Genomic DNA, 20,546 nt, shown 5'->3' on the forward strand with positions numbered 1-20,546 from the left:
TTATTTCAAATTGATAGGTGTCTAACGCCATCAATTATGCTAAACTAACACGCTTTTTAGCCTGTTAGTTTTTTCGCTAATAGAAGTAAGTTAATTTTTTAAGGAATATTCCTATGTCTCGTGTGGCTAAAGCCCCAGTAGCACTGCCTAACGGCGTAAGTGTTACTTTGAACGATCGGCAGGTCGAAGTTAAAGGCAAGAACGGCAATTTGTCTTTACGCCTGCATGAATTGGTCGAGCTGAAACAGGAAGATGATGCAATCATTTTCTCACCTACAGTCGATTCAAAAGAAGCCATGATGCACACTGGCACCATGCGCGCTTTGCTTAACAACTATGTTACAGGCGTGAATGAAGGCTTTGAAAGACGTCTTCAACTAATTGGTGTTGGTTATCGTGCTCAAGCTACTGGTAATAAAGTAACGCTAAACGTTGGTTACTCACATCCAGTAGAATATACGCTACCTGAAGGTGTGTCGGCTGAAACCCCAACGCAAACTGAAATTGTTTTGAAATCAAACAATAAACAGCAGCTTGGTCAAGCAGCGGCTAATATCCGCGCTTTCCGTCCACCAGAGCCTTATAAAGGTAAAGGTATTCGTTATAGTGACGAGCATGTGATTCGCAAAGAAGCCAAGAAAAAATAAGGTGAGTTGAAATGTTTGATAAAAAAGCAGCTCGTCTACGTCGAGCAAAGAAAACCCGCGCACATATCCGTCATTTAGGCGCACATCGTCTAACGGTTAACCGTACGCCGAAACATATTTATGCCCAGATTATCTCTCCGAACGGTGGTGAAGTGATTGCTCAGGCATCTACCTTAGACAGCAGCTTGCGTTCAGGCGCGACTGGTAATGCTGATGCAGCGACGTCTGTAGGCCAATTAATCGCAGAACGCGCAAAAGCAGCTGGTATTACTAAAGTTGCCTTTGACCGTAGTGGTTTTAAATATCATGGTCGAGTAAAAGCTTTAGCTGAAGCGGCTCGCGAAAACGGATTGGAGTTTTAATCATGGCTAGAAATGATAAAAATGATAAAAATGAACAGACTGACGGTCTAGTAGAACGCTTAGTTACCGTTGATCGCGTTGCAAAAGTAGTTAAAGGTGGTCGTATTTTCTCTTTCACTGCGTTAACCGTAGTGGGCGATGGCAATGGCCGCGTTGGCTTTGGTCGTGGTAAAGCACGTGAAGTGCCAGCTGCTATTCAAAAAGCACTAGAAGCTGCTAAACGCAATATGATTACTGTTGAGCTCAACGATGCAACTTTGTATCATCCGATCAAAGCACGTCATGGTGCTAGTAAAGTCTACATGCAGCCTGCATCTGAAGGTACTGGCGTAATCGCTGGTGGCGCAATGCGTGCTGTGTTAGAAGTTGCTGGTGTCAAAGATGTTTTGACTAAATGTTATGGTTCTACCAATACTGCTAACGTGGTTCGCGCTACGTTTAACGGTTTACGTGATATGTCAACTCCAGAGAAGATGGCAGCGAAACGTGGTAAATCTGTAGACGAAATCTTGGGTTAACTTAGACTAGGTGAGTTACGATGAAAAAAATGAAAGTCACTCAATTGAAATCGGGTGCCCATCGCCTAAAGAGCCACAAAGCATGCTTGAAAGGATTGGGTTTACGCCGTATTAATCATTCTGTTGTAGTAGAAGATACTCCTTCAACTCGTGGTATGGTCAATCGCGTTAACTACTTGGTAAAAGTGGAGGAAGCGTAATGGGTCTTAGATTAAATGAATTATCACCAGGTGTTGGCGCAAAGAAAACTGCCCAACGTCGTGGTCGTGGTATCGGTTCAGGTCTTGGTAAGACTGGTGGTCGTGGTGTAAAAGGTCAGAAATCTCGTTCAGGTTCTAGCATACGCTCAGGATTTGAAGGTGGTCAAATGCCTTTATATCGCCGTCTACCAAAATTTGGTTTTACCAGTAGAATGGCAATGACGACTGCTGAAGTTCGTCTGTCTGAATTGAACAAAATTGAAGGCGATGTTGTCAGCATTGAAACACTTAAAGCTGCCAACCTTATCCGTCATGATATGAAGCGTGCTCGTGTAATGTTATCAGGCGAAGTGACCAAAGCTTATACCTTTAAAGGTATCAAAGTGACTAAAGGCGCTAAGCAAGCAATCGAAGCTGCTGGTGGTAGCATCGAGGAGTAGTAACGTGTCAAAACAATCAATGTCATCGGCTGGTATACCGCTCAATCCATTTGCTTTTATACGTAAGTATGATGAGCTATGGACGCGTTTATTATTCTTAATCGGCGCATTGATTGTTTATCGTTTAGGGTCACACATTCCGGTACCGGGTATTAACCCCGTTAATTTGGCTGATCTGTTTTCGCGCAACGAAAATACCATTCTGAGCATGTTTAACATGTTCTCAGGTGGTGCGCTAGAGCGTATGTCCATCATGGCACTTGGCATCATGCCATATATCTCTGCATCTATTATCGTACAGATGATGTCTGCAGTGTTGCCATCGCTTGAAGCCCTCAAAAAAGAAGGTGAAGCAGGACGACGCAAGCTAAATAAGTATACCCGTCAAGGGACACTTGCTTTAGCCCTAGTACAGTCATTAGGAATGTGTGCTGGCTTAATCAGCCAAAATCTTACCCTATCTTCTGGTTTGACTTTTTATATTCCAGCCGTGACTTCATTGGTCGCAGGCGCTATGTTCTTGATGTGGCTTGGTGAGCAGATTACAGAGCGTGGTGTAGGTAATGGTATTTCAATGCTGATTTTTGCCAGTATTGTGGCTGGTACGCCAGGTATGATTTCGCAATCTATTGAACAGGTCAATCAAGGTCAAATGAACTTGATTGTGCTCTTTATTTTTGTACTGCTAGGTATCGCGGTTACCGCGGGTATCGTCTATATTGAACGTGCCCAGCGTCGTGTACCAGTAAACTATGCACAGAAGCAACAGCAAGGTCGTAAGATCTATGCGCAGCAGCAATCACATTTGCCGTTGAAGCTTAACATGGCAGGGGTTATCCCAGCCATTTTTGCCAGTTCGCTATTGTTATTTCCAGCAAGTTTAGGGCAGTGGGTTGGTCAATCAACTGATCCTACCTTTGTACAAAAAATATTGCAAAATATGGCATTGGTATTGTCCCCAGGGCAACCGCTATATTTAGTACTGTTCGGTGCAATGATTATTTTCTTCTGTTATTTCTACACGGCTTTGGTATTTAGTCCGCGTGAAGTGGCAGAAAACCTTAAACGTAGTGGTGCGTATATCCCAGGTATTCGCCCAGGACAACAAACTCAGCGTTATCTCGATCATGTATTAAACCGACTGACCTTTATTGGCGCGATGTATATTACGGTTATTTGTTTAATGCCAATGGTCGTCCAGTCATCGTTTGGTGTACCGTTTCAACTTGGTGGTACGTCGCTACTGATTATGGTGGTTGTGGTAATGGACTTCATCTCGCAAATTCAAGCGCATTTGATGACCCATCAATATCATGATCAGACGTTAATTCAATCGCCCACTCAACCTTAAATGAGCGGTACGATATCTCAAAGGAGTATGCTATGAAAGTTCAAGCATCAGTTAAAAAGATTTGTGGTAGCTGTAAAGTTGTACGCCGTAAAGGCCGTGTACATATTATTTGTACAGCAGAACCGCGCCACAAGCAACGTCAAGGTTAATATTTGAGTAGGGTAAAGCAACACGCTCAACCTACTAGTTAAATTAATACTTGAAAAACAACGGCGGATGCGATATCATCCGCCACTTGCCGTAGTTTATGCAAAAACTTTTATAATAGCGTCAATGAACGGACTTGTTCACAAGTCAAAACAGCGATAATAATTATAGAAGCTTTAGTATTGACAGCAAAAAATCTGAAAATTAAAGCCTTATTGATAAATAAAGCTTATTTTTCTTTAATGGAGAGAAATCAATGGCTCGTATTGCCGGCGTAAACATTCCGGATAATAAGCATGCTGTTATTTCATTAACTTACATCTTTGGTGTAGGCCGTACCACTGCTCAGAAAATCTTAGAAGCAGTTGGCATTGCCCCTACTACTAAAGTCAGTCAGTTAGATGATACACAGTTAGATGCTATCCGTGCACAAGTTGCAAATTACATGACGGAAGGTGATCTTCGTCGTGAAGTGTCAATGAATATCAAGCGTTTAGTTGATCTCGGTTGTTACCGTGGCATCCGCCATCGTCGTAACCTACCAGTTAGAGGTCAGAACACCAAAAACAACGCTCGTACTCGTAAGGGTCCGACACGCCCTCTCAAAAGATAATTAACTTAGGAAGCTAAAAGATGGCAAAAGACACTCGCAGTCGCAAAAAGGTGGCTCGTCGTTCAGTATCGGAGGGCATAGCCCATATCCATGCGTCTTTTAATAACACCATTGTTACGATTACCGATCGTCAGGGTAATGCATTGGCTTGGGCCACTTCAGGTGGACAAGGCTTCCGTGGTTCACGTAAATCTACACCATTTGCAGCGCAGGTTGCAGCTGAAGTCGCTGGTAAAGCGGCTCAAGAATATGGTGTTAAGAATATCGACGTTTTGGTCAAAGGACCAGGACCGGGTCGTGAGTCTGCGGTAAGAGCACTAGGTGCATTGGGTTATAAAGTCAACAGCATCTCTGATGTAACCCCAATCCCACACAATGGTTGCCGTGCGCCGAAAAAGCGCCGCGTCTAATATTAAAGACGAAGCTTTTTATCCCAAAAGCTTATAGGAGACATAACAATGGCCCGCTATATTGGACCAAAACTAAAATTATCACGTCGTGAAGGTACGGACTTAGGTCTTAAGTCTGGCGTTAAACCATACGACGTTAAAACTAAGAAAGCTGGTCGTCCACCAGGTCAACATGGTGTAAGCCGTAACAAGACCTCAGAATATGCTCTACAGCTGCGTGAAAAGCAGAAAGTTAAGCGTATCTATGGTGTACTTGAGCGTCAGTTCGCTAACTACTATAAAGAAGCTGCTCGTAAGCGTGGCGCTACAGGTGAAAACCTACTAGCAATGCTTGAGAGTCGTCTAGATAACGTGGTATATCGCATGGGCTTTGGCTCAACGCGCGCTGAAGCACGTCAGCTAGTCAGTCATCGTACTGTTATGGTAAAAAAAGCTGGCCGTGATGAGTTTGTTCGTGTGAACATTCCATCAATTCAGCTACAAGATGGTGATGTCATCGCTATCCAAGAGAAGTCTCGCGAACAACTACGTATCAAAAACGCTATTGAACTGGCGACACAACGTGGTATTCCAGAATGGCTAGATGTTGATCACAGCAAACTACAAGGTACTTTTAAACAAGCACCTGATCGTATTGATCTACCTGCTGAAATCAACGAAAGCTTGATCGTTGAGCTATACTCTAAATAACTGACGTATTAATCAATGTTATAATAATAACATTGATTAAATAGCGTTAATTAAACCAGTTAAATAAATCGAGGTGACATCATGATGCTAAATGCAACTGAGTTTCTAACGCCGAATGCCATTAACGTGGACACGGTTAACGAAACGATTGCGAAAGTCACGCTCGAACCGTTAGAACGCGGCTTTGGGCATACCCTAGGTAATGCCTTACGTCGCATCTTGTTATCTTCATTACCTGGTGCTGCAGTCATTGAAGCTGAGATTGATGGTGTTGACCATGAATACTCAACGCTTGAAGGATTGCAAGAAGACGTGCTTGACCTGCTTTTGAACTTAAAAGGCTTGGCCATCACGCTTCATGACCAAAATGAAGTATCTTTGACCTTGGATAAACAAGGTCCAGGCACTATTACTGCCGCAGACATCGCGTTACCGCATAATGTAGATATTATCAATCCAGAATTGGTATTAGGTACATTAAGCGACCGTGGTCATCTTAAGATGCGTTTGCGTGTAGTAATGGGTCGTGGATATGAGCCAGCAAACCAGCGCCGTGAAGATGGTGATACGAAAGCAATTGGCCGCTTGAAACTTGATGCAAGTTTTAGTCCTGTGCTTCGTGTTGCTTATCAGGTTGAGAACGCACGTGTAGAACAACGTACTGATCTTGATCGTCTTATCATTGAGCTTGAAACTAATGGCACTATAGATCCAGAAGAAGCAATTCGTAAAGCAGCCACTATTTTACAACAACAGATTTCTATCTTTGTTGACCTAGAAGCTGAAGAAGCGCCTGAGCCTGTGAAAGAAAAAGAAGAGGTTGATCCGGTGCTATTACGCCCTGTGGACGATCTTGAACTAACGGTTCGCTCAGCCAACTGCTTGAAAGCTGAAAACATTTACTATATCGGTGATTTGGTACAGCGTTCAGAGACTGAACTACTTAAAACCCCAAATCTTGGTAAGAAATCATTAACGGAAATCAAGGACGTGTTAGCGTCTAAAGATTTGGAGCTTGGTATGCGCCTAGATAACTGGCCACCAGCTGATTTACGTGTTGATGATCGCTTTTCTTATCGTAGCCGTTAAACTTTAAGGATTTTTGACTATGCGCCATCGTAAGAGTGGAGTCAAGCTGGGTCGTACCGGCAGTCATCGTAAGGCAATGTTTCAGAACATGACCAACTCATTATTTGAGCATGAACTGATCAAAACAACTTTACCAAAAGCAAAAGAGTTACGTCGCGTTGCCGAGCCATTAATCACTATGGCTAAAGAAGACAGCGTTGCTAATCGTCGTTTAGCGTTTAGCCGTATGCGTAGCAAAGCTATGGTAGGCAAATTATTTGGCACGTTAGGTCCTCGTTACCAAGCGCGTCCAGGTGGTTATTTGCGTATCGTAAAATGCGGTCACCGTGATGGTGATAATGCGCCAATGGCTTATGTAGAATTGGTTGATCGCGACTAATTTTATACGCTACTCGTAAGATAAAAAAAGCTCCAATTAATTGGAGCTTTTTTTTATGTCTTAAATTTGGTTAATCACATTATTCATTTATTAGAGCAGTAATGAATCGACGTTGGCAGCGCCTTGTCTGATAACTTCAGGTTTGCCGCTAGTCATATCAACGATAGTGGTAAGTTTGGTCGTTTTGATACCAGCATTAATGAGACCATCTATTTGGTTGCCTAACAAATCTTCTATCTCGAATGGATCATCAAGTATGTCATCACGATTCGGTAATATTAATGAGCTGGTTAAAATAGGCTCATCCATGGCTTCTAAAAGCGCTTGAGCGATAGGGTTGCTCGGTACGCGGATACCAATGGTTTTTTTCTTCGCGTGTGCTAACTTCTTCGGCACATCTTTGGTGGCATTTAAAATGAATGTGATAGGGGCAGGGGTGTGTGCCTTGAGCTGTTTGAATTGTACATTGTCTACAGCAGCGTAATTGGCAATCTCACTTAGGTCACGACATAGCAAGGTAAATTGATGCTTTTCATCAAGCGCGCGTATTTGCTTGAGCTTTTCTAGCGCATCTTTGGCACCTAGACGACACCCAAAAGCATAGCTGGTATCGGTTGGATAGATAATCAACTGATCCTTACGCAATAAGTCAGCGGCTTGCTCAATAAGACGTGGCTGCGGATTTTCTGGATGGATATAGAGTACTTGCATAACAATTCCTTATTTTATAATTATGAGTTATAGGCTTTTAGAATGGTCGATCAATTATTTTTATTAAAATATCTTTAGTAATAAATTAAAATTTTATCAACTTAACATACTGTTGAGACTGAAATAGAAACTCTTTATCTAACAGTATAGCCTAAAGCCCATATAAGTTTATTGGCAAGGCGTTACGATGGGTAGGAAATCGTTAACGGATTAGAATTATGCCCGTAAGGGAAGGTATAGAAATTTATAGTGGCTAGGTACTGGTTGATTTATCGTTACAAACTTGCAGTAATATGCACAGTAAAGTTTTAGCATCCCGCGGTAGTGTATGAGGGTCAGTAATATAAGCTTCAACTTGTAGATAAACGTCCCGAGCAAAAGTGCTACCGCTGGTATCGAAGTCGGCAAACAAATTATCTTGAGAGACTTGAAAGCGGCGGCCACAGACAAGAGTGAATAAGCATTCAAGGGCTTGTGGTTTAATCTCTACACGCTCAAACGCTTGCTGCTGAGCGGCCGTACGTCCATCAGGTGCATACCAGTAGCCAAAGTCGCTTAAGCCTCTACGTTCTTTACCAGCGACACACCAATGGCTGCACTCATGCAGCGCACTGGCAAAAAATCCATGCGCGAATTCAATTCGTGCTGGCTGCTGGTCTTGAGCAGGGAAGTATTCTGGTTCACCATCACCGCGAGCTAATATCACTTGCTGTTCGGCAAATAAGGTATTAAATAGATCAATAAGCCAGCTAGTCGCTGCTTGTTCGCTATCTTCTGTAGAGTCAACTCTCTTAGAGATATTTTGCCATTGCACTGCCAACTCTTTTAGGTTTTCGTTTGTCTTATCATTGGGTATGCTAGGTTTTGACGTACTACAACAGGATTTTAACGCTTCATCTTCTAAATTCATCAGACACTGGAGCAGAAGATCTTTGTCAATAGACGACCATAATTCAGAAAAATTAGGATTAGTAGCAGGCGATATCATAAATAAAAGGGTGACCAAATAAGACAAAAGAGAGTACTAGGGCTCTATAGATATAAGCGAGTAATAGGCAATATAAAGATAGATGTAAACTGAGAACTAAAGCGTGTCTTCAATTCACTCGATAGTCATTTAAATGGGTTAAAAATGGTTAAATCTTGCCAAACATCATCAAATAGCTGGTTAATATCCTGATATTATCTGCGCTATTTTTCTTGTTTGACTGCAATTTATCTCATTTTTACCACCATTTCTGAAATGAAGATATGCCCTAGCACTAAAATTAGTACCAAAAATCTTAACATACTAGCGCTAGCGCTATTCGGTGCTTTCCGTTAGTATGGCAGGCAATATTATACACCGTTTTTGATGAATGAGGCCGCGTATGTCAAGCACCCCAGATAGTAAGCCGTCAGTGGTTAACGCTGACAATATACAAACGCCGATATCGACCAGCATGCCCGAACACATCTCCCTCAATAAATGGGAAGACACTGGCTTTGAATGGGAAGGGGAGATAGCCCCTGCTACTTTTGAGCGTCTTTCCGCTATATTGACGACCGAGCATGAACAGGCAAACATTCAGCTTAGTATTAATCTATATCGTCGTAGCAATGTCTTACACCTATCGTTCAAATTAGTAGGTGATGTATGGCTGACTTGTCAGCGTTGCTTGCAGCCGGTAGATATTAATTTGACCGATGATTATGATATCGCTCTACTCGATGATGAGAGCCAAGTGCGTCTAATTAACGAAGAGCAAGATTATCTATTGCTTGATGAAGTGGTCACTGAGCAATCGCCTGAGCGTTTATTGCCTTTGAAGAAACTGATTGAAGATGAGATTTTGCTTAAAACACCCATGGCGCCGAAGCATGATGACTGTGAAATGACTGTTGAGCAGTTTGGTGAAATACCAGAAGAGGAAGAAAATGAGAATCCTTTTGCTGCTTTAGCGTCGTTAAAAGGCAAACTATAAGTGTAAAGTTCTGCATTTAGCGGATTTAGGACACCTTTTATCGGCTTTGTGCAGAAGAGTGGCAAGCAGGGCTTTATTAATCGATGAAACATGCGTATAATGTCCCGTTTATTGCATTCTAGCAACACGTTACTTGCAGATAAAAACTGACTAGGCAAATTGACTATAGATTTTAGACGTAGTTAGCATTTTAATGCACGTGGCAATCTATTTAACTAATGATGCGTAAGACTTAGGTTGTTGTGATTATATAGCCTCTGTCAGTATCGACTAAAGCTGAATTTTAAGCTTATCCCTTTTAAGTATAGGAGCTATATCATGGCTGTTCAAAAAAGTCGTAAAAGCCGTTCTCGTCGTGACATGCGCCGTTCACACCATCGTATGGAAGTGGCTGAGCTGAGCGTAGATGCTACCACCGGTGAAAAACATCGTCGTCATCACATGACTAAAGATGGTTTTTACCGTGGCCGTCAGCTGTTCAAGGTCAGTCAAGACGCTTAATTGATTGACTATTTAATCAGTGATGCAACGATACGATAGTGCTGATGGCACTCTACGATTTTTTGCACTGCTATTATTAGGCAATACATTTTGAGCTAACGAAAGCCAAGTTATTCCGCTACCCTTTATTAGGTGTTGGGATAACTTGGCTTTTTGCTATTAAATTTTTATCCTGTCGTTTTTATAAGTGGTTTTTATAAATTGGTATGCCTAAAAACTATCGAAAGTTAAACGCCAAAAGATATCTTACTTCAACGCCTCATTTTTCCATCAGCTATGATAATAGTAGTGGTCAGTGTATAGTTTACTTATATTGAGCTGTCTGAGTGCTCCAATCAAAAATATAACTCTAGACTGCCTCTAATTCTACAATACTCCCCATTTTCTTTAGGGATGTTTCCAATTACATAAGGAATATTGGTTATGGCCTCTGTACCCGATATGATAAAAAAACAGCCAGCCCGCATTGCGATACTTTTCCCCGGACAAGGCTCACAAGCCCTCGGGATGACCAGCGAGCTTGCTGAAATTTATCCAGAGATTCGTGATACTTTCGCTGAAGCTAGTGCTGCGCTTGGTGAAGACTTATGGGCAATTTGTCAGGATGAAGAAAAGCTCAACCAAACGCAATATACTCAGCCAGCCTTATTGACAGCTAGTATTGCTATTTGGCGCATTCTACAACCAAAATTCAAAAAAGCGCCTTGCTACCTGGCGGGTCATTCTTTAGGTGAGTACAGCGCCCTTTGTGCCGCTGGAGTGATATCGCTTGCTGATGCGGTGAAATTGGTACATACGCGTGGTCAACTAATGCAAGAGGCCGTAGTAGGTATCGATACAGCGATGGCAGCAGTGTTGGGACTAGAAGATCATCGCGTGGAAAACTTGTGTGAGCAGGCAACCGAGCATGTTGATGGGGCGGTTGTTGGCGCGGCAAATTTCAATAGCCCAGGACAGGTTGTGGTTTCAGGAAATGCGGCAGGCGTTACGGCTGTTATTGATAAAGTACAAAATACTGGCAAAAAAGCCATTCCGCTAAAAGTAAGCGTGCCATCGCATTGTGCATTGATGGAACCAGCGAGTAGTGCCTTAGCGGAAGCTTTAGCTGCCATTAAGTTTGATCAAGCGACGATTCCGGTCATTCAAAACCGTCATGCGCGCGTTGAAAGCAGTGCCGTGGGTATCAAGCAGGCATTAACCGAGCAGCTAAGTGAGCCAGTACTGTGGTCGAAAACCATGCAAGAGCTGGCTGATAAACAAATTAATATTTTAATCGAGTGTGGCAGCGGTAATGTACTGAGTAATTTGGCCAAGCGTCAAGCGCAACCGATTACCAGCTATCCTACTGACAAACCCGCCCGTCTTGATAAATTAATGGAGGTATTATCATGAGCCGTACGATCACTCTAGTGACTGGCGCCAGTCGTGGTATTGGCAAGGCCGTCGCCAAACGTTTTGCAAAAGAAGGACATTTTGTTATTGGCACAGCGACCACTGAAAAAGGCGCTGAACTCATTGACGGTTATCTACATGATAGTGGTGGTATTGGCCGTGTGTTAGATGTGCGTGATACCGCACAGGTTGATAAGCTATTTGAAGAGATCGAAAGCGTCTATGGTGCAGTGCAAGTATTGGTCAATAATGCTGGTATTACCCAAGATGGTTTGTTAATGCGTATGAAAGATGAAGATTGGGAAAATGTGATTGATACCAATTTGACATCAGTTTATCGCATGAGTAAACGTGCGGTACGCGGTATGATGAAAGCGCGCCGTGGTCGTATTATTAATATCACCTCTGTGGTCGCACAGATGGGTAATGCGGGTCAATCTAACTATGCTGCTACTAAAGCGGGCGTCGAAGGTTTTAGCCGTACGCTGGCACGTGAGATTGGCTCACGCCAAGTCACGATCAACTGTGTGGCGCCCGGTTTGATTGAGACCGATATGACTGATGAGTTGGATGAGCGCCTACTAAACTCGATGTTAGACGCAGTGCCAATTAGCCGTCTCGGTCAGCCAGAAGACATCGCAGCTGCTGTACATTTCTTAGCCAGTGACGAAGCCAGCTATATCACTGGTGCGGTTATTCCTGTCAACGGCGGCATGTATATGTAGTTTGCTAAACTGCGTTACATACTTATAATAAAAAACTGTGTGAACGAGTGTAAACTATAATAAAGGGTGTTATAATGACGAATACTTTTACGTCAAAGCCCTGTATGATAGCAGGGCTTTACTAGACATTAGACAGAACGTATAACGTGTCATAGAGTACTCAGACGGCAATGCTGATCTGGCAAATTCCATTTTATATACTAGGCGCTAGCGTTTAATTATCACGCTAGCGCAGTTTATTAAAAATAATAGATGATAAAGGAGTAATCTATATGAGTAATGATACCGAGCTAAGAGTAAAAGCGGCAGTAGCTGAGCAACTGGGTATGAACGTTGAAGACATCAGTAACGATGCTTCGTTTATGGAAGATTTAGGCGCTGATTCATTGGATCTCGTTGAGTTGGTTATGTCATTCGAAAGCGATTTTGGCATTACTATTCCTGATGAAGATTCAGCTGAATTGACGACGGTTCAAAAAGCAATCGACTACGTACAAGCTCAGCTATAATTCGCTATTCACTTAGCAAGTTTTACAATACCGTTTATCTTGATAGATAGGCGGTTTTTTTATGGCTGTCATTTAGTATAACAAAGCCAATATACCATTAACATAAGCTTGGCTCATTTAACATTACTCAACATACTCTTACTATTCAAATGGAACATCTTTGCTATACTCAGAACGCTAGCAATAGCAAATGATGGTAATAATTAAAAAATTATCGTTAAAATAATAATGACGAATAATGAATAACAATACTTCAAGGAGCAATTATATGGGTATGTTTAGTTTTGCAAAAGACATCGGTGATAAGATTTTTAACCGTGATGATGACAAGCATGATGCTAAATCAGAAACCAAAGCAGATGCTAGTACACCAGTCGCCAGTGGCGAGCCTTCAGCACAATCGGTTGCCAACATTTTGCTGCGTCGCATTCAGCAGCAGAATCTCAATATCAGTAACCTAAAAATTAAATATAATGGTTCGACGGATACTGCCGAAATCAGTGGTAATGCTAAAACTCAGGCTGACCGTGAAAAAGCCATTATCGCTATTGGTAACGTTCAGAACGTCGCTAAAGTGATTGATAATATCGATATCGAAGAGGATGCCCCTGAATCTACGATGTATACCGTAAAATCTGGTGACAGCCTCTCTAAAATTGCTAAAGAAGTTTATGGTTCAGCGGGTGATTATACAAAAATCTTTGAAGCCAATAAGCCTATGCTTTCTGACCCAGACAAAATCTATCCTGGTCAAGTATTGCGTATTCCTAAGCCGTAATGATGCAGTTAAAGCTCCTAATCCATAATGCTTAAGTTTAATTAGCATTAGCATATTTAATAGACATAAAAATGCCTCTTATTAAAGAGGCATTTTTGTGTCTAGCATGAGCAAATTTAGCCCATTTAGAGGTTTATCTATTGAATTAAGGACACGCTCTAGTATTCAATTTCTCAGTTTGTTCGCTAAGTGCCCAATCAATATGTTCATCCAGCATGTCGTTATGCAAGCCTAACTTCGATCGTAGGTGAGTGACGATTTCTATACTGGGGTTAGCATTGCCAAGTCCAATGGCGATATTGCGCATAAAGTTCACATAGCCTGTACGCCTGAGGGGACTGCCTTCAGTTTTTTTCATAAACTCTGCTTCTTGCCATTGCCATAGCTCAAGCAAACTGCTGTTATCAAGCTGATGCCGTGGTGTGAAGTCTTCTACGGTTGTAAGGTTGGCGTAGCGATTCCACGGACAAATAAGCTGACAGTCATCACAGCCAAAGACACGGTTGCCAATTGCGCGTCGATATTTGGTATCAATCACCCCATCATGCTCAATCGTTAAATAAGAGATACAGGCAGAAGCATTGAGCTCATAGGGGGCGACAATCGCTTGGGTTGGACAGATATCAATACAGGCGCTGCAACTGCCGCAGTGCTCTTTTACTGGCTCATCATCTGGCAGCTCAAGACTCATAAACAACTCACCCAGCACAAAGAACGAGCCCGCTTGTTTGTTTAGCAGTAGCGTATGCTTGCCCGTCCAGCCAAGCCCTGCTGCATCTGCAATAGGACGCTCAAAGATAGGGGCAGAGTCACTAAAAGGTCTAAAAATAAATTCCGAGTCAGCCCCAATATCCAGATGCTGCCATTCGGCAAGCATCGCTTCTATCTTTAAAGCCAATTGCTTTAAACGGCTGCGCATGGTTTTATGGTAATCGCGACCTCTGGCATAGCGCGCAATGATACCTTGGTTGGGATGATCGTTATCAGTGACTGCCCGCGGAGTGGGTGTCTGAGTGAGATAATCCATACGCACGCTGATGATGGTTTTTGCCCCTTCTACCAGTTGGGCAGGATGCGCACGTAGGTGGTGATTGTTATGCATAAACTGCAATTGGCCTTCATAACCTTTATCCAGCCACCGTTGCAATTGTTCAATTTGTTGAGTAAATAAAGGATGATGTACGGATAAGAAGCCACAGTCGGCAAATCCTAAAGACTGTGCTTGGGCCTTAATCCATTGCTTTACCTCTGCGGTAGTGGCAAACGTTGGGCTATTATTCACATTAATTTTTTTTTCGGGCGCAGGGTTAGGCTGAGCTGATATCTGCTGAGTTGAAGAGATAGGCAAGTTTGCTTTAGAAGGATTATTCATGTGTGATAGCAGGTGATAGAGTAAATACCGATATGATAAGCCAGTGAGCTAGGAGCGCAAGCATAAAAGCAAATAAACTCACATTTCATATTGATACATACGTCAAAGTGAGCTTTTGCTAAGCTGAGATAAGCGAGTAACCAGCAAGTTTTAATATGATCAAACACCAATAAAAATAATAGAGGACATTATGAAAGCTCAATCTAAAGTATTCTTAGCAGACACAACCAGACCGATAGCGCTCTATAGCAGCGAGCAGGTCTACGCTATGGAGCAAGCTTGGTTTGCAGAGGGTTATGATAGCTTAGGACTGATGAAGCAAGCAGCTTGGCAAATGGCGCAGCATATCGAGCAGCTCTATGGGCAAAAATGTCTACAAGCTCGTGCCTCAGCTAATCATAAAGTTTATCGACGTAATAGTTGTCAGCAACGAGCGAGTATCTGGGTAGGAAAGGGCAACAATGGCGGTGATGGTTGGCTTATTGCCTACTATCTGCAACAGGCAGGCTGGCAAGTACAACTCCTCACAGTCGGTTATACTGCCGATGATCTGGAAACAGACAATCTAATGAATGCCTTTAACAAAGCAGACAAGCACGACGTTGTATCTGATGCTAAGCAAGCGCAACAAATAGCCCTATCTGCCAAGGTGCCTTACCAACGCTTTGAGGATAGTAGGGCCAGTCAAAGTGAGATAAGAGAAACGGACTCGCCAGCTGATATTTATATCGATGCATTGTTTGGTATTGGACTTGACCGTGCACCTGAAGGTGTTTATGAGCAGGCTATTAGCGCCTTTAACAAGATAACGCAACTAAATGATGCTTTAGCAATTGCCGTTGATATCCCGAGTGGCTTAGTGGCTTCTACTGGTCAAGTATTTGAGCGTATTGCTATACATGCTGACGTAACGTTGTGTTTGATTGCTCGTAAATTTGGCTTACATACCAAAGATGGTATGGACTATAGCGGAAAAGTGATTGATATACCGTTAATACCGACTCAGCTCAGCAACTCAGCCGCCACACTGGTAACTGTGGCTCATGCTTTAAATACTCGTCGACAGAACAGCTACAAAGGTAGCTATGGTCACGTCTTGGTCATTGGTGGTAATCGAATTAATGGCTCACAAGGTATGGGCGGCGCAGCCATTCTATCTGCTAGCAGTGTCATGGCGACCGGTGCGGGCAAAATTACTGTGGCTTGTCACGACGCCTTTCATGGCGCCCTATTAACATCATTACCAGATGCAATGACAATCGATTTGCATGATAAAGAAGGGGTGAGGAAATTAATTAAGGAAGCTAGCGTCGTTACCATTGGTATGGGACTGGGACGTGATGAAAAGGCACAAGCACTTTTCATTCATTATGTTCAGGCTGCCATAACAGAGAAGAAGCCACTGGTCATTGATGCGGACGGCCTTTATCATCTGGCATCGTTACAGATGGAGAGTCAGGAGCACGAACTCATCGCTCAGCTGCGACAACACAGTATAGATCATCAGGTTTGTTTGACACCGCATAGCGGTGAAGCGGCTAGATTGCTTGATAAGAAAGTTAGTATTGTAGAAGATGATCGATTGGCAGCTATAAAACAATGTGCTAACACTTATGGCGGTGATTGGGTGCTAAAGGGCGCAGGTTCATTGGTACTGGAGCAAAGCATATTAGAGCAGAAGGGTTCGCAAGCGCATGTTTATGTTTGCGGCTTGGGTAATGCAGGTATGGCAAGCGCTGGCATGGGCGATGTATTGTCTGGGGTGATTGCTGGGATGTTGGCACAACAAGATCTAGAAGACGAAGCGCGCTGCTTGCACCAAGCGGTTCTGCTACACGGGCTAGCAGGAGACGCTTTGGTGAATGATACTGACCATTACCAGCATAATAGCTCACTACTGATTGGACAGCGCGGGCTACAAGCGCAAGATATGCCAGCAGCCGTTCGTCATGTCATGCAATTGATTACCAATAAAAATTAAGTAGGGTAGTGTGCCGTATTAAATAAAAACTAGGTCGTAGAGCCATTACAATACTGAGTGATGGCTTGTTGCACGCGCTCACGCTTAAGCTCGATTTCGCGACCATCTAAGTATTCACGTTTGCCATCACTATCCATCTCATAGATACGCCCGCCAACGTTTAGATTGGTCAAGTTATTGCGTAGTGATTGGCAACGCTGCGCATTGGCTTGCGCTTCTTGATCCTTGATACGTGCTTCTAGTTGGGCCACCCGCTGTTCTTCTGCACTTTGAGTAGGCGTGTTTTGGTTAGCCTCTGTCTTTCCTGCTAACTGGCCTGCATTATTCTGTCTACCGTCACTACGAAACTCGATGACTTCAATATTTCTGCCCTCTTGCGGCGAGTGCTGGCTGTACTTCACTTCGCCATGCGTACCAATCGATTTATACACTTGGATAGCATGACTGGCATTCATTGACAGCATTATCATACACGCAGTACTGATACTGATAAGCAGCTTGGCAGGGGTATGTATGGTAGACGTGTATGCCATAGTAGCAATCCTCTTAAGGGGTAAAAAATGAAGGTAGACATTTATTTAAGGGTAGTATTTACATTGATAAATAACAATATGAATACAGTAGCGTTTGATTTTAGCAAATAATGCTTATGAATGTACATTATTTAATAACTAATAGTTAGGGGTGGGTTTTAGAAGTTTTTCTTGACAATAGGACTCAAACCATTGAATATAATAGCAGTTGATTGGTCAGTGAGCGGCTTTTATGATATTGCCGTGGCACTTGAGAATGAGAACTACGGGTTACTTATCGGTAGCTTACGTCGTTTTATTTTCTTTGTGATAATGATATGGCAAAAATGATGATCATAGCGATTATTATTAATAACTGTATATGTTGTCTCCGGACTTATCTGTCTACAATGACTAAGATAAACTTATTATTTGAAATACGCTAAGTGTGGATTTTTGCGGTTGTATTGCTTGCATTAAATGCAAGACAATATTCGGTTATGATATTTTTTATTAGCTTATTATAAGATCGGATGATCTTATGAAATAGTATTGGCTATTAGAATTATTTCATGACTTTAGCTATAGCAGCGCCTCTTTTATAAACACTATCGCTCATAAGTAATAAGCCTCTTTTATAGATGCACTCGCATCTTGTCATAGTATATCGATAAACTCCTGTCACAAAACTGACCCCAAATACATTGCTATGTTTGAGTATTCTCTTGCGTTGTACAATGCAATTACTTAAATATAGTGGGCACACATTCTTGATATGGACAAGGATTGGCAATCATTTTTATAAGACTTAAAATAACGCCCAAACGTGGTTGTTTTCTTTTATAAAATAACGCAAATTCTCGCCGCAAAAAAAGGTGATGACAGTGACGCAAACCACGCAAAGTCCGAATATGACGGGACATACCCAAACAGGTAATGCCGCCAAAAATTTTGAAGAAAAGCAACAACGTCTTGCCGAAGGTAGCAAGCAGCCTGTGATGCTATCTGGTGCTGAGATGCTGGTGCAATCGCTGACGGATGAGGGTGTCAAATATATTTTTGGCTATCCAGGCGGCGCAGTGCTGCACATTTATGACGCGTTGTTTCAGCAAGACAACATCGAACATATTTTAGTGCGTCATGAGCAAGCAGCTGGCCATATGGCTGATGCTTATTCGCGAGTGACCGGCAACACAGGTGTCGTGCTGGCCACGTCAGGTCCTGGTGCTACCAATACAGTAACCGCTATTGCCACCGCCTTCATGGACTCAGTGCCGATGGTCGTAATTTCAGGTCAGGTGCCAAGCAGTTTAATCGGTGAAGATGCGTTCCAAGAAACCGATATGATCGGGGTCTCTCGTCCTATCGTGAAGCATAGCTTTCAAGTACGCCATGCTAGCGAAATCCCAATGATTGTCAAAAAAGCCTTTTTTATTGCGCAGTCTGGTCGTCCAGGTCCTGTCGTCATTGACGTACCAAAAGATATGACCGCGCCTAGCGAAAAATATGCCTACGAGTACCCAGATGAGGTGTTTATACGTTCGTACCAGCCTTCAGTGAAAGGGCATGGCGGCCAAATTAAAAAAGCGGTTGAGACCTTATTATCAGCGCAGCGTCCTGTTATCTATGCGGGCGGTGGCGTGATTTGGAGTAAAGCCCACAAAGAGCTGACCGAACTTGCACATCGTCTAAACTTGCCAGTGACCAATACGCTAATGGGTTTGGGAACATTCCCTGGCTCTGATCGTCAGTTCTTGGGCATGCTTGGTATGCATGGTACTTATGAAGCCAACATGAGCATGCATCATGCAGATGTTATTTTGGCAGTGGGTGCGCGTTTTGATGACCGTGTCACTAATAATGTCAAAAAATTCTGCCCGAATGCGACCATCATTCATATCGATATCGATCCAGCTTCTATCTCCAAGACTATTTTTGCCCATATTCCTATCGTTGGTGACGTAAAATCAGTACTTACAGATATGTTGGAAATTATCGGCGAAGATAAAGAGTTGGAGCAGCATGCCTTACTAGACTGGTGGGCACAGATTAATGAATGGCGTAAGCGTCATGGTCTGCGTTATGACACCAGCACTGACAATGGCATCAAGCCCCAAGCGGTCGTTCAAGCACTAGATAAAGTGACCAACAGCAACGCTATTATCACCAGTGACGTTGGTCAGCATCAAATGTTTGCCGCGCTTTACTACACCTATTTAGAGCCGGGTCAATGGCTCAATTCGGGTGGTTTAGGTACGATGGGTGTTGGCTTACCGTATGCGATGGCAGCCAAACTTGCCAATCCAGATCGCGATGTGGTTTGTATTACTGGCGAAGGCTCTATTCAGATGAATATCCAAGAGCTATCGACGTGCTTACAGTACAATCTACCGGTCAAAATCTTGAACCTAAATAACGCGCAGTTGGGTATGGTAAAACAGTGGCAAGACATGCTGTATGAGGGTCGTCATGCGTCATCTTATATGAATTCATTACCAGACTTTGTCAAGCTAGCTGAAAGTTATGGTCATGTTGGTATCAAGATTACTGATCCTGCCACCATGGAAGCACAGATTGCAGAAGCCATGGCAATGAAAGACAAGCTGGTATTTATTGACGTTTATGTCGATCGTAATGAGCATGTATATCCAATGCAAATCGCTGGACAGACGATGCGTGATATGTGGTTAACCAAAGGGGAGCGTACCTAATGCAACAACAACATCTGATTTCGGTATTGATGGAAAACGAAGCGGGTTCGTTGTCGCGGTTAGTCGGCTTGTTCTCACAACGTGGCTATAATATCGAAACCTTAAACGTCGCCCCAACGGAAGATCCGAGTATTTCGCGTCTGACGTTAACCACCATTACTTCCCCTGAAAGAATTGAGCAGATCACCAAGCAATTGCATAAATTGATTGAAGTGGTTAAAGTGCTTAATCTATCAGACACCGTTCACGTTGAGCGTGAGTTAATGCTAGTCAAAGTTCGCGCAACGGGTAGCGTACGTGAAGAGATCAAACGCAGCGCAGATATTTTCCGTGCACAAATTGTTGACGTCAATGCCAATCTCTATACGATTCAGATCGTTGGCGATACGGCTAAGCTGGATGGTTTTATCGATACTATCGGCCGAGAACGTGTCTTAGAAGTGGTACGTTCGGGTGTGATTGGTATTGCACGTGGAGAAAAAACACTGAGTATTTAATACGCTTAGTGGCTGAGCAACTGAATAGTTAATCAAAATCATTTTAG

25 protein-coding genes are annotated in these 20,546 nt (G+C 42.9%); 21 read left to right on the forward strand and 4 right to left on the reverse strand.

Going from position 1 to position 20,546, the window contains the following annotated elements:
- The first annotated feature begins 113 nt into the window (after positions 1-113).
- The 12 genes from rplF to rplQ all read left to right on the forward strand — a co-directional run bounded on the left by rplF (position 114) and on the right by rplQ (position 6,846).
- Complete coding sequence (gene rplF / locus ACSUPM_RS03155; protein ID WP_025652190.1) at positions 114-647, forward strand: 50S ribosomal protein L6; 534 nt, start codon at positions 114-116, stop codon at positions 645-647.
- A gap of 11 nt (positions 648-658) precedes the next feature.
- Positions 659-1,009, forward strand: coding sequence for a 50S ribosomal protein L18 (gene rplR / locus ACSUPM_RS03160; protein ID WP_025652191.1), 351 nt, complete (start codon positions 659-661; stop codon positions 1,007-1,009).
- Positions 1,010-1,011: 2 nt separating this feature from the next.
- Positions 1,012-1,527, forward strand: a complete 516-nt coding sequence (gene rpsE / locus ACSUPM_RS03165) for a 30S ribosomal protein S5 (protein WP_010196711.1) — start codon at positions 1,012-1,014, stop codon at positions 1,525-1,527.
- A gap of 20 nt (positions 1,528-1,547) precedes the next feature.
- Positions 1,548-1,727 carry a 50S ribosomal protein L30 gene (rpmD, locus tag ACSUPM_RS03170; protein WP_025652192.1) on the forward strand — a complete coding sequence of 60 codons (180 nt, stop codon included), beginning with the start codon at positions 1,548-1,550 and terminating at the stop codon, positions 1,725-1,727.
- Positions 1,727-2,167, forward strand: a complete 441-nt coding sequence (gene rplO, locus ACSUPM_RS03175) for a 50S ribosomal protein L15 (protein WP_010196716.1) — start codon at positions 1,727-1,729, stop codon at positions 2,165-2,167. Before rpmD ends, rplO begins: the two co-directional genes overlap by 1 nt.
- A 19-nt stretch (positions 2,168-2,186) precedes the next feature.
- Positions 2,187-3,518 carry a preprotein translocase subunit SecY gene (gene secY / locus ACSUPM_RS03180; RefSeq protein WP_198015437.1) on the forward strand — a complete coding sequence of 444 codons (1,332 nt, stop codon included), beginning with the start codon at positions 2,187-2,189 and terminating at the stop codon, positions 3,516-3,518.
- 32 nt (positions 3,519-3,550) lie between these two features.
- Positions 3,551-3,667, forward strand: coding sequence for a 50S ribosomal protein L36 (gene rpmJ, locus ACSUPM_RS03185; RefSeq protein WP_010196721.1), 117 nt, complete (start codon positions 3,551-3,553; stop codon positions 3,665-3,667).
- A 254-nt stretch (positions 3,668-3,921) separates the two neighbouring features.
- Positions 3,922-4,278: a 30S ribosomal protein S13 gene (rpsM, locus tag ACSUPM_RS03190; RefSeq protein ID WP_021813384.1), complete on the forward strand. Its 357-nt coding sequence runs from the start codon at positions 3,922-3,924 to the stop codon at positions 4,276-4,278.
- Positions 4,279-4,298: 20 nt separating this feature from the next.
- Positions 4,299-4,688 (forward strand): 30S ribosomal protein S11, encoded by a 390-nt coding sequence (rpsK, locus tag ACSUPM_RS03195; protein ID WP_010196728.1) that lies wholly within the window; start codon positions 4,299-4,301, stop codon positions 4,686-4,688.
- Between the two features lie 48 nt (positions 4,689-4,736).
- Entirely contained in the window at positions 4,737-5,378 is a 642-nt protein-coding gene (gene rpsD / locus ACSUPM_RS03200; protein ID WP_010196731.1) for a 30S ribosomal protein S4, read from the forward strand.
- An 81-nt stretch (positions 5,379-5,459) separates the two neighbouring features.
- Positions 5,460-6,467, forward strand: a complete 1,008-nt coding sequence (locus tag ACSUPM_RS03205; protein WP_201566328.1) for a DNA-directed RNA polymerase subunit alpha — start codon at positions 5,460-5,462, stop codon at positions 6,465-6,467.
- A gap of 19 nt (positions 6,468-6,486) precedes the next feature.
- Positions 6,487-6,846 carry a 50S ribosomal protein L17 gene (gene rplQ / locus ACSUPM_RS03210; protein WP_025652195.1) on the forward strand — a complete coding sequence of 120 codons (360 nt, stop codon included), beginning with the start codon at positions 6,487-6,489 and terminating at the stop codon, positions 6,844-6,846.
- A 90-nt stretch (positions 6,847-6,936) separates the two neighbouring features.
- On the opposite strand, the gene ACSUPM_RS03215 is transcribed toward rplQ, so the two are convergent.
- Entirely contained in the window at positions 6,937-7,557 is a 621-nt protein-coding gene (locus ACSUPM_RS03215; protein ID WP_025652196.1) for an L-threonylcarbamoyladenylate synthase, read from the reverse strand.
- Positions 7,558-7,810: 253 nt separating this feature from the next.
- Entirely contained in the window at positions 7,811-8,545 is a 735-nt protein-coding gene (locus ACSUPM_RS03220; RefSeq protein WP_201566329.1) for an elongation factor P hydroxylase, read from the reverse strand.
- Between the two features lie 382 nt (positions 8,546-8,927).
- On the opposite strand from ACSUPM_RS03220, the gene ACSUPM_RS03225 reads away from it, so the two are divergent.
- The 6 genes from ACSUPM_RS03225 to lysM all read left to right on the forward strand — a co-directional run bounded on the left by ACSUPM_RS03225 (position 8,928) and on the right by lysM (position 13,426).
- Positions 8,928-9,521 (forward strand): YceD family protein, encoded by a 594-nt coding sequence (locus tag ACSUPM_RS03225; protein ID WP_025652198.1) that lies wholly within the window; start codon positions 8,928-8,930, stop codon positions 9,519-9,521.
- A 318-nt stretch (positions 9,522-9,839) separates the two neighbouring features.
- Positions 9,840-10,022: a 50S ribosomal protein L32 gene (gene rpmF / locus ACSUPM_RS03230; RefSeq protein WP_010196743.1), complete on the forward strand. Its 183-nt coding sequence runs from the start codon at positions 9,840-9,842 to the stop codon at positions 10,020-10,022.
- 423 nt (positions 10,023-10,445) lie between these two features.
- Positions 10,446-11,414, forward strand: coding sequence for an ACP S-malonyltransferase (fabD, locus tag ACSUPM_RS03235; RefSeq protein WP_025652199.1), 969 nt, complete (start codon positions 10,446-10,448; stop codon positions 11,412-11,414).
- Positions 11,405-12,139 carry a 3-oxoacyl-ACP reductase FabG gene (fabG, locus tag ACSUPM_RS03240; RefSeq protein WP_240990841.1) on the forward strand — a complete coding sequence of 245 codons (735 nt, stop codon included), beginning with the start codon at positions 11,405-11,407 and terminating at the stop codon, positions 12,137-12,139. The genes fabD and fabG overlap by 10 nt, the downstream gene beginning before the upstream one ends.
- Before the next feature lie 272 nt (positions 12,140-12,411).
- Positions 12,412-12,648 carry an acyl carrier protein gene (gene acpP, locus ACSUPM_RS03245; RefSeq protein ID WP_021813394.1) on the forward strand — a complete coding sequence of 79 codons (237 nt, stop codon included), beginning with the start codon at positions 12,412-12,414 and terminating at the stop codon, positions 12,646-12,648.
- A 268-nt stretch (positions 12,649-12,916) separates the two neighbouring features.
- The gene (gene lysM, locus ACSUPM_RS03250; protein ID WP_025652202.1) at positions 12,917-13,426 is read left to right on the forward strand and encodes a peptidoglycan-binding protein LysM; all 510 of its coding nucleotides are present in this window, start codon (positions 12,917-12,919) and stop codon (positions 13,424-13,426) included.
- A gap of 145 nt (positions 13,427-13,571) precedes the next feature.
- On the opposite strand, the gene queG is transcribed toward lysM, so the two are convergent.
- On the reverse strand, positions 13,572-14,798 hold the full coding sequence (gene queG, locus ACSUPM_RS03255) for a tRNA epoxyqueuosine(34) reductase QueG (protein ID WP_436880171.1): 1,227 nt from the start codon (positions 14,796-14,798) through the stop codon (positions 13,572-13,574).
- A gap of 190 nt (positions 14,799-14,988) precedes the next feature.
- Between queG and ACSUPM_RS03260 the strand changes: the two genes are divergently transcribed.
- Positions 14,989-16,779 (forward strand): NAD(P)H-hydrate dehydratase, encoded by a 1,791-nt coding sequence (locus tag ACSUPM_RS03260; RefSeq protein ID WP_436880172.1) that lies wholly within the window; start codon positions 14,989-14,991, stop codon positions 16,777-16,779.
- A gap of 29 nt (positions 16,780-16,808) precedes the next feature.
- On the opposite strand, the gene ACSUPM_RS03265 is transcribed toward ACSUPM_RS03260, so the two are convergent.
- Entirely contained in the window at positions 16,809-17,312 is a 504-nt protein-coding gene (locus ACSUPM_RS03265) for a DUF4124 domain-containing protein (protein WP_025652205.1), read from the reverse strand.
- A gap of 977 nt (positions 17,313-18,289) precedes the next feature.
- Between ACSUPM_RS03265 and ACSUPM_RS03270 the strand changes: the two genes are divergently transcribed.
- Both ACSUPM_RS03270 and ilvN read left to right on the forward strand, forming a co-directional pair.
- A complete protein-coding gene (locus tag ACSUPM_RS03270; protein WP_201567774.1) occupies positions 18,290-20,002 on the forward strand; it encodes an acetolactate synthase 3 large subunit in 1,713 nt (570 codons plus the stop codon).
- On the forward strand, positions 20,002-20,499 hold the full coding sequence (gene ilvN / locus ACSUPM_RS03275; RefSeq protein WP_025652207.1) for an acetolactate synthase small subunit: 498 nt from the start codon (positions 20,002-20,004) through the stop codon (positions 20,497-20,499). Before ACSUPM_RS03270 ends, ilvN begins: the two co-directional genes overlap by 1 nt.
- Positions 20,500-20,546 lie beyond the last annotated feature (47 nt).

It is taken from the genome of Psychrobacter okhotskensis (assembly GCF_965638355.1).
Classification (GTDB): domain Bacteria; phylum Pseudomonadota; class Gammaproteobacteria; order Pseudomonadales; family Moraxellaceae; genus Psychrobacter; species Psychrobacter okhotskensis.

Bases quoted from the DNA above. Each gene is read 5' to 3' on its own strand.
- ACSUPM_RS03260 (WP_436880172.1), top strand. From the start codon at position 14,989: ATGAAAGCTCAATCTAAAGTATTCTTAGCAGACACAACCAGACCGATA.
- rpmJ (WP_010196721.1), top strand. From the start codon at position 3,551: ATGAAAGTTCAAGCATCAGTTAAAAAGATTTGTGGTAGCTGTAAAGTT.
- rpsM (WP_021813384.1), top strand. From the start codon at position 3,922: ATGGCTCGTATTGCCGGCGTAAACATTCCGGATAATAAGCATGCTGTT.
- ACSUPM_RS03225 (WP_025652198.1), top strand. From the start codon at position 8,928: ATGTCAAGCACCCCAGATAGTAAGCCGTCAGTGGTTAACGCTGACAAT.
- rpsE (WP_010196711.1), top strand. From the start codon at position 1,012: ATGGCTAGAAATGATAAAAATGATAAAAATGAACAGACTGACGGTCTA.
- ACSUPM_RS03220 (WP_201566329.1), bottom strand. From the start codon at position 8,545: ATGATATCGCCTGCTACTAATCCTAATTTTTCTGAATTATGGTCGTCT.
- ACSUPM_RS03215 (WP_025652196.1), bottom strand. From the start codon at position 7,557: ATGCAAGTACTCTATATCCATCCAGAAAATCCGCAGCCACGTCTTATT.
- ACSUPM_RS03270 (WP_201567774.1), top strand. From the start codon at position 18,290: ATGCTATCTGGTGCTGAGATGCTGGTGCAATCGCTGACGGATGAGGGT.
- secY (WP_198015437.1), top strand. From the start codon at position 2,187: ATGTCATCGGCTGGTATACCGCTCAATCCATTTGCTTTTATACGTAAG.
- rpsK (WP_010196728.1), top strand. From the start codon at position 4,299: ATGGCAAAAGACACTCGCAGTCGCAAAAAGGTGGCTCGTCGTTCAGTA.
- rplO (WP_010196716.1), top strand. From the start codon at position 1,727: ATGGGTCTTAGATTAAATGAATTATCACCAGGTGTTGGCGCAAAGAAA.
- rplR (WP_025652191.1), top strand. From the start codon at position 659: ATGTTTGATAAAAAAGCAGCTCGTCTACGTCGAGCAAAGAAAACCCGC.
- fabD (WP_025652199.1), top strand. From the start codon at position 10,446: ATGGCCTCTGTACCCGATATGATAAAAAAACAGCCAGCCCGCATTGCG.
- queG (WP_436880171.1), bottom strand. From the start codon at position 14,798: ATGAATAATCCTTCTAAAGCAAACTTGCCTATCTCTTCAACTCAGCAG.
- ACSUPM_RS03265 (WP_025652205.1), bottom strand. From the start codon at position 17,312: ATGGCATACACGTCTACCATACATACCCCTGCCAAGCTGCTTATCAGT.
- rplF (WP_025652190.1), top strand. From the start codon at position 114: ATGTCTCGTGTGGCTAAAGCCCCAGTAGCACTGCCTAACGGCGTAAGT.
- lysM (WP_025652202.1), top strand. From the start codon at position 12,917: ATGGGTATGTTTAGTTTTGCAAAAGACATCGGTGATAAGATTTTTAAC.
- ACSUPM_RS03205 (WP_201566328.1), top strand. From the start codon at position 5,460: ATGATGCTAAATGCAACTGAGTTTCTAACGCCGAATGCCATTAACGTG.
- acpP (WP_021813394.1), top strand. From the start codon at position 12,412: ATGAGTAATGATACCGAGCTAAGAGTAAAAGCGGCAGTAGCTGAGCAA.
- rpsD (WP_010196731.1), top strand. From the start codon at position 4,737: ATGGCCCGCTATATTGGACCAAAACTAAAATTATCACGTCGTGAAGGT.
- rpmF (WP_010196743.1), top strand. From the start codon at position 9,840: ATGGCTGTTCAAAAAAGTCGTAAAAGCCGTTCTCGTCGTGACATGCGC.
- rpmD (WP_025652192.1), top strand. From the start codon at position 1,548: ATGAAAAAAATGAAAGTCACTCAATTGAAATCGGGTGCCCATCGCCTA.
- rplQ (WP_025652195.1), top strand. From the start codon at position 6,487: ATGCGCCATCGTAAGAGTGGAGTCAAGCTGGGTCGTACCGGCAGTCAT.
- ilvN (WP_025652207.1), top strand. From the start codon at position 20,002: ATGCAACAACAACATCTGATTTCGGTATTGATGGAAAACGAAGCGGGT.